Here is a 13,744-nt window from a genome sequence, read left to right as displayed (position 1 = left end):
CTCGTGTCAGGTGCGGGGGCTTTCGAGCAGGCGGCCAGCGCCAGCAGGGGGGCGAGCAGCAGCGCCGCGCGGCCCTGCCATCGTGGGGTTGTCTTCATCTTTTCCTCCTGAGAAGATTGCGAGTTGCGTGGAATGTGGATTGGTGGTGCCCCCCACGATGTGACGAGCAGCGTAAATTTTTCGTTGAGCGGCGGTGCCCCTGCCCCCGCGTCCCGGCGTCCTGAGCCGGCTGGGCCAGCATGAACACGTCCTGCACACGTCGAAAGAGGAAGGGCTATTTATATTTCTTTAGCGCCCCCTGAATACGGTGTGAGCGGGTCGCCCCCAGGAGAACCTGGGGGGCGGCAGCCGGAGGCGCTCCCAGGTGGGAACTACCCCGGCGCGAGGTAAGGAGCGGCGCTGTGCTGAGAACGGTTTCGGGCGAATGGACGAGGTCTTCCTGGGGGCTGGCGGCCCTGCTGGGACTGCTGGCAAGCGCCCTGGTGTTGTGGAATCCTGCGGGAGCCGTCGTGGTCACACTTGCGGGCAGTGGGGTGCTGGCGGTTCTGGGCCAGCGGCGTGGGCTCCCCGGCGTGGCGCTGGGCTTTCTGGGCGCCTGCTTGCTGGGCTACGCCCTCCTGGGCCGCGGCTTCGCCTACCTGGGCGCCCCCCCGCTGTACATCGGCGAGGTGGCGCTCTTTCTGGGGCTGCTGGTACTCGCGCTGAACGGCCGGGTGCGGAGCCTGGCGGCCTCGCCCGTGGCGTACGCGCTGCTCGTGTTCCTGCTGATCGGGGCCGCGGCCACCCTGCCCTACCTGGGCCGTTACGGCATCGACGCGCTGCGGGACGCTGTGCTGTGGGCCTACGGCCTCTTCGCGCTCGTGGTCGCGGCGCTGCTGCTGCGCGTAGGCGGCGTGCTGGAGGCCGCGCGGCAGTACACCCGCTTCGTGCCGCTGCTGCTGCTGTGGCTTCCCCCGGCGCTGCTGCTGTATGAACTCGCCCCCTTCCCGCTGCCCCAACTGCCCGGGGCGAACGCCGCGCTGCTCGACCTCAAGGGGGGCGACGTGGCGGTGCACCTGGCGGGAGTCGCCGCCCTGCTGCTGCTGGGGCTGCCCCGGCTGCTCGACCGGGAGACCCCGATCCGCTGGCTGGGCGGGCGCTCCCTGCGCCTCACCCGGCTGGACTGGCTGTGGTGGACCCTGTGGTTTGCGGCGGCGGCCATCCCGGTCTTCCGGGTGCGGGCGGGATTGCTGGCGATTGCCGCCGCCGTCCTGGTGGTCCTGCTGTTCCGGCCCGGCACCCGCTGGTGGAAGCCGCTCGTGCTGTTCGCCTTCATCCTGACCTGCTTCCTCACCTTCAACGTCAGCATCAAGCTGGGCGAGTCGCGCAATACCATCTCGGCCCAGTCGCTGCTGCTCAATGTCCAGAGCATCACCGGGAACACCGGCGAGGGCTACCGTGACGGCTCGCGCCGCTGGCGGCTGGAGTGGTGGCAGAACATCGTGAACTACACCGTGCACGGGCCGTACTTCTGGACCGGCAAGGGCTACGGCATCAACCTCGCCGACGCCGACGGCTTCCAGGTCAACGAGGACAGCTCGCTCCGCAGCCCGCACAACGGCCACCTCAACATCCTGGCGCGCTCGGGGGTGCCGGGGCTGACCGCCTGGGTGCTCTTGCAGGGCCTCTTCGCCCTGAGCCTGCTGCGGGCCTACCGCCGGGCCGCCGCCGCCGGGGAGGAGCTGTGGGCGCGGCTCAACCTCTGGGTGCTGGCGTACTGGGCGGCCTTCATGATCAACGCGGCCTTCGACGTGTTCCTGGAGGGGCCGCAGGGGGGTATCTGGTTCTGGAGCCTCTTCGGCTTCGGGATCGCGCTGCTGGAGGTCCAGCGACGGCGCTTCGCGGGGCGCCCGGCCCTGCCGGAGGGGGCGAGGTGAGGGGCGCGGGCAGGCCAGCCGTCCTCCACGTCGTCACCCACCTCGACCTGGGCGGGGCCGAGGAGGTGGCGATCTCGCTGGCCGGAGGGCTTGGCGGCGAGTACAGGGCCGAATTCTTCGCGGTCTACGGCGTCGCCGACACCGAGATCGGGCGGGGGATGGCCTCCCGCCTCGCGGCGCTAGGGGTCCCCGTCCACGGCGGCACGCGGCTGGATGTCAAACGCGGCGGCCTCCTGCATGCGGCGGTCAAACTCGCCCTGTTGCTGCGGCGCACGCGGCCCGACCTCGTCCACCTGCACACCGATATTCCCGAGGCGGTGTACGCCCTGGCGGCCCGGCTGAATAGTTGGCTGGGGGGGCCTTCCCCGGCTGCCGTGCGGACCATCCACAACACCACCCTCTGGCCGGTCTGGCAGCGCGTCGGCGCCTGGGTGGAGCGTCAGCTCACGCCGGTCAGCGCCGTGGCCGTGTCGCAGGCCGCCCTGGAGGGGTTGCGGGACTTCCGCGCCCGCCACGCCCTGCCCGCGCTGCCCCGTGACCGCTGCCACGTCGTTCACAACGCGGTGACCCTGGCCGGGCCGCGGGAGCCCCGGGCGCCGTCTTCCGGTCCAGTCCGGGTCCTGTTCGCCGCCCGGCTCGAACCCCAGAAGGGCGCCGACCTGCTGCCCGCCATCCTGGAGCGGGCCGCCGCACTCACGAGCCGGGACGCCGAGGTGACGGTGCTGGGAGAGGGCAGCCTCGGGTCCCTTCTGCGGGACTGGGCTCAGACCACCTCCCTGCGCTGGCCGGTCACGCTGGGACCGCCGCGGGCCGGGCTCTCCGGCGTGCTGGCCGACTTCGACGTGGTGCTGATGCCCTCGCGCTTCGAGGGCTTCGGGCTGCTGGCGGGTGAGGCGCTGCTCGCGGGCACGCCCGTCGTGACAACCGATGTCGCCGGGCTGCGGGAGGTGCTGCCCGCGGAGTACCCGCTGCTCGCCCCGCCGGAGGACACGGGGGCGCTCGCCCGGCACCTGGCCGCCGTGGTGGACGACCCGGAACCGTTTCGCGAGCTGGCGCGCGGGGCGCGGGGCGAGATCGAGCGTCGGTTCGGGCTTCCCGGCATGCTGGAGGGGTACCGCGGCGTCTACCGTGACCTGCTGCGGGGCGACCTGAAGGGAGTAAGCCATGAACGTGCTCGTGGTGCATAACTTCTACCAGCAGGGCGGCGGCGAGGACGCGGTCTTCCGCGCCGAGACGGGGGCGCTGCGGGAGCACGGGGTGAACGTCGTCACCCATACCGTCCACAATGACAGCATCGGGGAGGGCAACCGGCTGGGCACCGCGCTGGGCACGGTGTGGAATGCCCGGGCGGCGCGCACGCTGGCCGACCTGGTCGAGCGGCACGGCAGCGAGGTGGTGCATTTTCACAATACCTTTCCCCTGATCTCGCCCGCCGCGTACCGGGCCGTGCGGGCGCGCGGGGCGGCGGTGGTGCAGACCCTGCACAACTACCGGCTGCTGTGCGCGAACGGCACCCTCTTCCGGGACGGCCACGTGTGCGAGGCGTGCGTGGGCCGCACCCCGCCCTGGCCCGCCGTGCGGCACGCCTGCTACCGGGGCAGCCGGGCCGGATCCGGCGTGGTCGCGGCGATGCTCACCACCCACCGCCTGTTGCGAACCTATGAGCGGCACGTGGACCTCTACGTGGCGCTGACCGAGTTCGCCCGCGGCAAGCTGATCGAGGGTGGCCTGCCCGGGGACAAGCTGGTGGTCAAGCCCAACTTCCTGACGGGGGCTGCCGAGGACGTGGGGCCGGAGCCCACCGAGCCCTACGCCCTGTTCGTGGGCCGCCTCTCCCCGGAAAAGGGCACGGGGACCCTGCTGCGGGCCTGGCGTAAGCTGGGGGCATGGCTCCCCCTGCGCGTGGTGGGCGACGGCCCCCTCGGCCCCCAGGTCGAGGCGGCGGCCCGCGACCTGCCGGGGGTGGAGTGGCTGGGCCGTCAGCCTCCGGCCCGGGTGGCGGAGCTGATGCGCGGGGCGAAGGTGCTCGTCTTTCCCTCGGAGTGGTACGAGGGGTTCCCGATGACGCTGCTCGAGGCGTTCGCGGCCGGGCTGCCGGTCGTGGCGAGCGGGCACGGCTCCATGCCCGGGATTGTCGAACACGGGGTGACGGGGCGGCTCTTCCGCCCGGGCGACCCCGACGACCTGGCGGCGCAGGTGCGGTGGATGCTCGACCACCCGGGGGAGCACGCCCGGATGCGCGCGGCCGCCCGGCAGGCGTACGAGACCCGCTACACCGCCGGGCGCAACGTCGAGGAGCTGCTGGGCATCTACCGGCAGGCCGCCACACGGCGCGGCCAGGCCGGGGTCCTGCCCACACGCGGCTCCTTCTCGTGAGGCTGGGGGCCAGGGGCCGCGGGTCGAGAAGCCCCCCGGTACCCCAGGTCCTCGGCGTCCCTGCGTCTCCTTTTGCCTGTCCCCAAGGAGTGTGTCCATGAAGAGCCCCCGGACTCCCGTTGCCCCCCCGCGCCGCGCCGGAAGAGCCCTTGTCATCGCCACCCTGCTCGTGGGCTGTGCCCAGCCCGCCGCCGCCCCGTCTTCGGGAGCGGAGTTCGTCTACGACGGGCTGGACCACAGTTGGAGCAGTGACGGGTCGGCCCTGCAACCTCTGACCATCAACCCGGGGGACAACAACCTCAGTTACGAGACCTGGACCTCCGCCACGAGCGGCTGGGGACCCATCGAGCGCAACCGCAGCAACGGCGAGCGCAACGGGGACGACGGCGGCCCCCTGAGCATCGGCGGGGTGCGCTTCGACCGGGGCTTCGGGGCCCACGCCAACTCGGCCATGACCTTTGCGCTGGCGGGCCAGTGCCGGGAGTTCACGGCCAGCGTGGGGCTGGACGACGAGGTGGGGCAGCGGGGCAGCGTGGTGTTCCAGGTGTACGGGGACGGCACCAAGCTGTATGACAGCGGCGTGATGCGCGGCACCGACGGGGCCAGGGCGCTGGGCGTGGACGTGAGCGGCAAGGACGAGCTGCGGCTGGTCGTAACGGACGCGGGCGACGGCATCTCCCACGACCACGCCGACTGGGGAAGCCCCATGCTGCGCACCTGCACCCCGGGGGCGAACCCGCCGCCGCAGGGTCAGGTCCTGGACCTCACCCCCGCCGAGCAGATCTTCAGCGGCGTCGTGAACAGCACGGGCGCGCCCCAGGCCGTGACCCTGCGCAACCGGGGCAGCGCCCCCCTGCGCATCAACAGCGTGGAGCTGACGGGGAAAAACGCCGCGGACTTCCGCCTGGTCAACCCGCCCGCCTGGCCGCTCACCCTGCCCCCAGGCGCGAGCGCCGAGGTGGCGACGAGCTTCACCCCCAATGAGGTGGGTGCGCTCCAGGCCGCGCTGCGCGTGACGAGTGACGCCTTGGGGAAGCCAGCCCAGACTGTGGGCCTGTACGGCCTGAGCGCCCGCGGCGAGCAGGGCAACCTGGAGCCGCCCCTCGCGCAGATCGTGCAGACGCTGGGGTACGACATCGACGTGGGGGGCAAGAACCTCATCCTGGGCACGGGGCCCGGCCCCATTGGCGACGAGGTGCTCGCCCCCCTCTTTACCAAGGCGGGACCGGGGCCGGTCACCCTGCGTCCCGTCGCCCGCTACTCGCCCGATGACCCCCTGCCCTTCGGGTACTACACGCCGGGGAGCGGGAGCCCCGCGCTGCACCCGGTCGCCGAGATCGCGCGGGGCGGGGAGCAGCGGCTCAACCCGCCGGTCAGCCCTGGCGGGCGGGAAACCTTCGACCCGGGCAGCGCCACCTTCGGCCTGTACGTGGGGGCCACGAGCTACGCCCCACAGAACAGCTACACCCAGGACGAACTCAACACGGCGCGGGTCGAACACGCCGCGCGGATCTACCCCCTGAACAACCGCGCGGGCCAGCCCCTGGAAAACAGCTACCTGGTCGCCTTCGAGCCCGCCGTCAACGGGGACTACCAGGACTACGTCTTTGTGGTGAGTAACGTGAAGCCCGCCGCCCGGGCCGAGACGGGGCTGAGGTGGACGCCGCGCGCCGACGCCCTCAAGGCCGTGAGCGAGGCGCAGGGGGCGGCGGTGAACGGGCGGCTGTACGTGTTCGGCGGCTTTGACAGCGCCCTGCGGGCCACCACCCGGTCCCAGAGCTACGATCCCGCGGCGGACCGCTGGGCCGATGTTACCGCCATGCCCGAACCCGTCACCCACGGGGCGGTGGCGGTGGACGGCACGACCGTGTACATCGCGGGCGGGTTCGTGGGCAACCATCCCGGGCCGCAGACCGACCGTGTCTGGAAGTACAACGCGGCGACTGACGCCTGGAGCGCCGGAGTGCCGCTGCCCGCGGCGAGGGGCGGGGGGGCCCTGGTGCGTCTGGGCCGCGAGCTTCACTTCTTCGGCGGGGTTGAGCGCAACCTCAGCAACACCAGCATCTACCTGCGGGACTCGGCGGACCACTGGGTGCTCAACCTGGATGGGGGGAGTGCCTGGAGGAGTGCCGCGCCCATGCCCAACCCGCGCAACCACACCGCTGGGGTGGCGCTCGGGGGGCAGATCTATGCCATCGGCGGTCAGCACCTCGGGGACGAGCAGGCGGGCAACCAGGCCTCCGTCGACCGCTATGATCCGTCGACCGACACCTGGACCCCCCGCGCGAACCTGCCGCTCCCGCTCGGCCATATCAATGCCTCGACCTTGGTGTGGAATGGCCGGATCGTGGTGGTGGCTGGGGTGACGCAAAAGTCCCTGGAGGTCGCCAACGTTTCCGAGTACAACCCGGCGACCGACACCTGGACGGCCCTCACGCCCCTGCCCGCCGCGCGGCAGTCCCCGGTCGCCGACGTGATCGGGGGCGAGCTGATCGTCACGGGCGGCTCCCTCCCCAGCGGTGCCAAGGCGACAACCTGGGTCGGCACCCGCTGAAACCGTCGCCCGGCGGCGGGTACAGTAGGCGTGCGGGAGCGGAGGGCAGGTCACACGCTGCCGCACGCCCCAACAGCGAGGTCAATGTGCAACGAAAACTCAGGGTGCTGTTCATCTTCGAGGGCCTGTACGGACGAGGTGCCGAGCGCGTCTCCCTGAGCCTGGTTTCCCAACTGGACCGCGAGCAGTTCGAGCCCCGCATCTGGATTCTGCGCTCGCACGACGAACTGCCCGGCGAGGTGCCCGCTGACGTTCAGCCCTGCGTGGCGCTGGGGCCAGGCCAGCGCATCCGGCACCGGCCGTGGGGCGCCGCGCGTGACCTGCTCCGGGAGGCTGCACGGGCCGACGTGATCGTGGCGACGGTCGAGCTGCTGCCCACGTACCTCGCGTATGTGGCGGGCCTGCTCACAGGGAGGCCGGTGGTGGGCTGGGTGCGCAACTCCCTGGACCGCGTCTTCCGTGAGCTGCATCAGCCCGCCCTGCACCGGTGGCTGGGCCGCCTGATCTACCCGCGCCTGCCCCGCCTGGTCTTCGTGTCCCACGGCCTCAAGAACACGCTGTCCCGGATGTTCCCCCTGCGGGAGGAGCGCCTGAGCGTCATCCACAACCCGCTGGACCTCGGGCGGGTGCGGGCGCTCGCCGCGGAGCCGCTGCCCGAGTGGGCGGCATTCATGACCCGGCGCCCGACGGTGCTGGGGGTCGGGCGGCTCACCACGCAAAAGGGCTTCGACCTGCTGATCGAGGCCCACGCCGCCCTGCGCGCCCGCGGCCTGGAGCACGACCTGCTCATCCTGGGCGAGGGTGAGCAGGAGCAGCTCCAGGACCTGGCGCGCCGGCTGGGGGTCGAGGGGAGCGTTCACCTGCCCGGCTACACCGCCAACCCCTACCCGTTCATGCGCTACGCGGCGGTCTTCGCCCTCTCCTCACGCTACGAGGGCTTCGCGAACGTGATCACCGAGGCGATGGCCTGCGGCGCCCCGGTGGTGGCGGCCGACTGCCCCTCGGGCCCCGCCGAGATCCTGGAGGGCGGGCGCCACGGCCTGCTTGTCCCGGTGGATGACGGCGCCGCCCTCGCCCAGGCCCTGGGCCAGGTGCTGGAGGACGGCGGGCTGCGGGAGCGGCTGCGCGAGGCGGGCCTGCGCCGCGCGCAGGATTTTGCCCCGGAACGCGTTGTCCCCGCCTGGGAGGCGGTGCTGCGCGGCGCGGCGCGGCAGCCGGGCCGGGGTGGGCGGCGAACGGGGCGGGGCCGGGTGCGGATATGACGGCCCCCACCCGCCCCAGGCCAGTCGGGAAGCCACCGGCTGGCCCGCTTTTCGCCGCGTCCCCCCTGGCGTCCGCCCCCCGGCCAACAGGCGTGGGGTCCTATTTTGCGTTCACGTAACGAGGCCAGGCGCAGCATGGGACCCAGCAGAGCTGCCTCTCACGCCAGCCGCCCGAGGAGTGACCCCATGCAAGTCTCAAGTGACCGCCTCCAGTACTTCAACGCCACCCGCGACGCGGCGCGGCTTTTTCGCAACCGGCAACTGCTCAACGCGCTCGTGCTGGCGCTGGGGGATGTCCTGGCGTTGAGCCTGGCCCTCGCCGGCGTGGCGTGGTGGCAGCATGCCGAACTGAGCACCATGCCGGTGAGCGCCGGGGTCTGGTTCGTGCTGGTGACCTGGCTGGGCGGCGCCTTTTTCCTGCAACTCCTCCCGAGTTGGGGGCTGGGGGCCCCCACCGAGATCAAGCGCCTCACCGAACTCACGCTGCTGGTGTTCGCCAGTGCGGTCGTCGCGCTGTACTTCGCCCAGGACGAGCCCGGGCCGGGGCGGGTGGCGCTTGTGCTGGGCGTGCTGCTCGCGTGGCCGCTGGTGCTGCTCCTGCGGTACGGCGCCAAGCGGCTGCTGCTGGGGGCGGGCCTCTGGGGCGTGCCCACCGTGGTGTATGGCGGCGCGGAAACGGGCCAGCTCCTGATCGCCGCTCTTCAGGAGAACACCGGCTACGGCTACCAGCCCGTCGGCGTGTTCGACGACGATCCCGAGCTGCGCGGCACCCAGATCCGCGGGGTGCCGGTGCTGGGCTCGGCCTCGGGCACCCTGCCGCAGGCGCCCATCGCCGTGCTGGCGATGCCGGGCATCGGCCGGGAGCGCACCCTGGAGCTGCTGGAGGGCCCCCTCTCGGGCTACCGCAGCGTGGTCCTGATCCCCGACCTGTTCGAGATGGAGTCGCTGTGGGTCAAGGCGAGCGACTTCGGCGGCGTGCTGGGCCTGGAGGTCAGCCGCAACCTGCTCGACCCGGTGGCGCGCACCGTCAAGCGGGCCTTTGACCTCACGGCCGTGCTGCTCAGCGCCCCCTTCTGGGTGCCGCTGTGCGGGCTGGTCGCGCTGGCGATCTGGCTGGAGGACCGCCAGAACCCGCTCTTCGTGCAGCCGCGGGTGGGCTACGGCGGGCGGCTGTTCGGCACCTACAAGTTCCGAACCATGGTCCCGAACGCCGAGGCGGTGTTGCAGCGGCGCCTGGCCGAGGACCCCGCCCTGCGCGCCGAGTGGGAGGCGAACTTCAAGCTGAGGAAAGACCCCCGCATTACCCGGGTGGGGGCCGTGCTGCGCAAGACCAGCCTTGACGAGTTCCCGCAGCTCCTGAATGTCCTGCTGGGCCAGATGTCGCTCGTCGGGCCGCGTCCGCTCCCCCCCTACCACCAGGAGCAGCTTTCGGGGCAGGTGCAGCGGCTGCGCGAGCGGGTGCATCCCGGCATGACCGGGCTGTGGCAGGTGTCGGGCCGCTCCGAAGCGGGCAACCTGGGCATGGAGCGCTGGGACCCCTACTACGTCCGCAACTGGTCGCTGTGGCTGGACATGGTGATCCTGCTGCGAACCCTGCGCGTGGTGCTGCGCGGCAGCGGGGCGTACTAGGACGAAGTCGCGGCGGGGCGCGGACGAAGAGCAGGTGGACGGGCAACGCCGCGCATCCGGGCGGGGGCCAAGAAGACCGGCGGGCGGCGCTGGACGACGAGCGGGCGAGCCGAGGTTCAGTGGCCGCAAGAGGAGTGACCAGCAAAGCCCCCGGGCCTGGGACCCCCCGAGCGTCAGGCGGGATCATCCCCGGGGCGCGGGCACCGGTGGTGGCGTGGGGTCATCCGGCACCACCCCGCCGTTGGGCTGCGGGTGCCGCCACCGCCACAGGGGTATGCCGGGCGCGGGCCACCGGGAGGGCCATTCCCTCCTCGTAACGAAACGTTAGCGGGCGGGGCGTCATCCTACACACTGTCCCGGATTTCGCAGCCTCCCCGTTTCCACCCGTGGCACCCGCTTGCCGCCGAGAAAGGATTGCCGCATGTCTTCACGTAAGCCCAGCCTTCACTCCTCCCTGCGTCTGGGTCTGACCCTCGCGCTGACCCTGAGCCTGGCGGCCTGCTCCTCGCCCCAGGGTGAAGCGCCATCCGTGCCCGACCCGGTGGCCGCCTACCCCTACGAGCCGGGGACGGACTACTCGTGGACGGACGCGGCCCAGGGCGGGGACCCCTATCCGGGCAACCAGGGTTACCCGTGGCGCGGCCTGGCCGTGAGTGCCCAGGACACCCCGGTTGTCCTGAACCTGACTGACCAGGTATGGACGTCCGCCGCCAACGGCTACGGCCCGGTCGAGGTGGACCGCAGCAACAACACCCGGGTGGCCGGGGACGGGAAGACGCTGACCATCGGCGGCGTGACCTTCCCGCGGGGGCTGGGTGTACACGCCAACTCGGACGTGCGCTACACCCTGCCCAGTGGATGCACGACCTTCACCGCCAGCATCGGCCTCGACGACGAGGTGGATGACGCGACCACCAAGCGCGGCACCGTCGTCTTCCAGGTCTGGAACGGCACGGCCACGAAGCTTTACGACAGCGGCCTCGTGCGCGGCCGGGACGCGGCCAAGGACATCAGCGTGGACATCTCCGGGGTGCGCGACCTGCGCCTGGTAGTGACCGACGGGGGCGACGGGATTCAGTACGACCACGCGGACTGGGCCGCCACCACGGTCACCTGCACGGCGCCCGCGCCCTCGGGGGAGAAGTTCCTTGCCGACCTCACCCCCTCCGCGGCGCCCACCAACGGGTACGGCCCGTACGAGAAGAACATGAGCAACGGCCAGCGGGCGGCGGGGGACGGCAATCCCATCACCATCGGTGGCACAGCCTATCCCAAGGGCCTGGGCGTTCACGCGGCGTCCCAGCTCACCTACGACCTGAACGGCACCTGCTCGACCTTCACGGCCGAGGTGGGCGTGGACGACGAGGTGGGGGACCGCGGCAGCGTGGTGTTTCAGGTGTCCACCGACGGCACGAAGGTCTATGACAGCGGAATCCTGACCGGCCGCGACCCGGCCCGCTCGGTGAGTGTCGATGTGGCGGGCAAGCAGCGCCTGACCCTGACGGTGACGGACGCGGGTGACGGGATCAACTCGGACCACGCCGACTGGGCTGCCGCCAAGGTGAGCTGCTCGGTCACCCAGCCGACGGTCAGCAGCGTGACGGTCAACCCCGGCAGCGCGGTGATCACGGTGGGGGGAAGTCGGCAGTTCACGGCCGACGTGCAGGGCAGCGGGGCGTACAACTCGGACGTGACCTGGACGAGCAGCAACCCGGCGGTCGCCACCGTCAGCAGTGCCGGGCTGGTCACCGCCGCCGCCCAGGGCACGGCGACCATCACCGCCACCTCGAAGTTCGACCCGAGCAAGTCGGGCAGTTCGCAGGTGACGGTCAACCCGGCCTCCACCCTGCCCGCGGGCGGCATCCTGATCAACTTCCAGCCTGCCAGCTCGGCCACGCCCCCCGGCTACACGAGGGACACGGGCGCGGCCTTCGACACGGCGCGCGGCTTCGGCTGGATCAGGGAAGACAGCGTGGGCACGGGCACGAGCGTGCCGCTCGACATCACGCCGAACACGCGGGACCGCGCGCTTGTGGGCGTGGACGCGCGGCTGAACACCCTGGCGCACATGCAGTTCCCGCCCAGCAGCCCCAACTCCAGCGCCGTCAAGATTCCCGCCGCCTGGGAATACGCGCTGCCCAACGGCGTGTACACCGTGACCGTGGGCGTGGGGGACGCCGCCAACCTCTACGACAGCGCCCACCAGATCAACATCGAGGGGCAGCTCGCCATCTCCCGCTTCCAGCCCGACGCGACGAGGAAGTTCGCGGCGACCACCCTACGCGCCAACGTCACCGACGGCCGCCTCACGGTGGATGCGCGCGGCGGCTCGAACACCAAGATCGACTACGTGACCATCCAGCAGGGTGACCGGCCCAGCGTGCGTTCGACGGGCCCGCAGGACGCCCAGACGATGGTGCCCCCCACCGTGTCGATCACGGCGGACGTGAACCTGCCCAACAGCGCCATCGACCTGAATACCCTCACGTCCTCGACGGTGCGGCTGATCGACGCGGGCACGAACGTCGCGGTGCCCGCCACGCTGAACACCTCGGGCGGCGGGGACGTGATCGTGCTCAAACCCAACGCGCCCCTGAACGCCAACACCAAGTACACCTTCGAGGTCACCGACGGCGTCAAGGACACGAGCGGGGTGGCCTTCCTGCCGCTGCGCTCCAGCTTCGTGACGGGCGCGAGCGGCACGCCCAGCCCGTACAGCTTCGAGCAGGTCGCGCTGCCGAACGTCCCGGCCATGCCGTACACCACCGTGGAGATGGGGCCGGACGGCAAGCTGTACGCGGGCACGCTGACCGGGGAAATTCTGCGCTTCGGCGTGATGCCCGACGGCACGCTCACCGCGCCGCAGACGATCACGTCCGTCCAGACCGCCAACGGCGGGCCGCGCACCATCATCGGCATGAAGTTCGACCCGCTCTCCACGCCCGACAATCTGAGCCTGTGGATCAGCAACAACTACTTCTGGGACGGCAGCGCCAACGCGCCCGACTGGAGCGGCAAGATCACCCGCCTGAGCGGCCCCAACCTGGAGAACGTGCAGGACTACGTGATCGGGCTGCCCCGCTCGATCCGCGACCACGAGACGAACTCGATCGCCTTCCGCCCCGGCGAGCTCGGCGCGCTGTATGTGCTGCAGGGCAGCAACTCCGCGATGGGCGCGCCCGACACCGCCTGGGGCAACCGCCCCGAACGGCTGCTGAACGGCTCGCTGCTGCGGGTGGACCTCACCAAGATCACCTCGCCGCCGCTGGACGTGAAGACCGCCGAGGGCGGCCTGTACAACCCCTACGCGCTCGGCGCGCCCGTCACGATCTACGCGAGCGGCATCCGCAACGCCTACGACATGGTGTGGCACACCAACGGGCAACTGTACGTGCCCACCAACGGCTCGGCGGCGGGCGGCAACACGCCCGGCACCCCCAACCCGCTGCCGGATTCCTGCCAGACCCGCCCTGGCGGCCCCTACACCGGCCCGGCCGTCCCGGCACTGAACAACGTGTCCGTGCAGCACGACTACCTGTTCCGGGTGGAGAAGGACGGCTACTACGGCCACCCCAACCCGCTGCGCTGCCAGTGGGTGCTGAACGGCGGCAACCCGACGGCGGGGCCTGATCGGGGCGAGGTTCCCGAGTACCCGGTGGGCACCCAGCCCGACCCCAACTGGAAGGGCTTCGCCTACGACTTCGGCGAACACGCCTCGTCCAACGGCGTGATCGAGGAGTACACGACCACCGGGAACTCGCAGCTCAACGGCAAGCTGCTCGTGGTGCGCTACAGCGCGGGCAAGGACATCATCGTGCTGACCCCCGGCGCCCCCAACCAGGACATCGTGAAGGCCGAAACCCAGGTTACGGGCCTCACCGACTTCAACCCCAGCCCCCTGGACCTCACCGAGAACCGCTCGACCGGCCACCTCTACGTCGCGCAGCTCGACGAGCGCACCGGCAGCGGCAAGATCACCCTGGTACGCCCGAAGTAAGCCCCGGGTC

At 71.3% G+C, this 13,744-nt stretch carries 7 protein-coding genes; all 7 read left to right on the top strand.

From position 1 onward, the window contains the following. Window positions 1-401 precede the first annotated feature (401 nt). The gene (locus DAERI_RS14595) at window positions 402-1,916 is read left to right on the top strand and encodes an O-antigen ligase family protein (RefSeq protein ID WP_103130152.1); all 1,515 of its coding nucleotides are present in this window, start codon (window positions 402-404) and stop codon (window positions 1,914-1,916) included. Further along, on the top strand, window positions 1,913-3,103 hold the full coding sequence (locus DAERI_RS14590) for a glycosyltransferase family 4 protein (protein ID WP_103130151.1): 1,191 nt from the start codon (window positions 1,913-1,915) through the stop codon (window positions 3,101-3,103). Before DAERI_RS14595 ends, DAERI_RS14590 begins: the two co-directional genes overlap by 4 nt. Then, window positions 3,081-4,292, top strand: a complete 1,212-nt coding sequence (locus DAERI_RS14585; protein WP_103130150.1) for a glycosyltransferase — start codon at window positions 3,081-3,083, stop codon at window positions 4,290-4,292. The genes DAERI_RS14590 and DAERI_RS14585 overlap by 23 nt, the downstream gene beginning before the upstream one ends. A gap of 97 nt (window positions 4,293-4,389) precedes the next feature. Then, on the top strand, window positions 4,390-6,846 hold the full coding sequence (locus tag DAERI_RS14580; RefSeq protein ID WP_103130149.1) for an NPCBM/NEW2 domain-containing protein: 2,457 nt from the start codon (window positions 4,390-4,392) through the stop codon (window positions 6,844-6,846). An 86-nt stretch (window positions 6,847-6,932) separates the two neighbouring features. Then, window positions 6,933-8,108: a glycosyltransferase gene (locus DAERI_RS14575; protein ID WP_103130148.1), complete on the top strand. Its 1,176-nt coding sequence runs from the start codon at window positions 6,933-6,935 to the stop codon at window positions 8,106-8,108. Between the two features lie 186 nt (window positions 8,109-8,294). After that, entirely contained in the window at window positions 8,295-9,737 is a 1,443-nt protein-coding gene (locus tag DAERI_RS14570) for an exopolysaccharide biosynthesis polyprenyl glycosylphosphotransferase (protein ID WP_103130147.1), read from the top strand. Between the two features lie 421 nt (window positions 9,738-10,158). After that, window positions 10,159-13,734 (top strand): NPCBM/NEW2 domain-containing protein, encoded by a 3,576-nt coding sequence (locus DAERI_RS14565; protein ID WP_103130146.1) that lies wholly within the window; start codon window positions 10,159-10,161, stop codon window positions 13,732-13,734. The last annotated feature ends 10 nt before the right edge of the window (window positions 13,735-13,744 follow it).

Origin of the sequence: Deinococcus aerius, assembly GCF_002897375.1 — a bacterium.
In the GTDB taxonomy this organism is placed as follows: domain Bacteria; phylum Deinococcota; class Deinococci; order Deinococcales; family Deinococcaceae; genus Deinococcus; species Deinococcus aerius.
The sequence above is the reverse complement of the archived record's forward strand: the minus strand, read 5'-3'. Positions and strand labels throughout refer to the sequence as shown.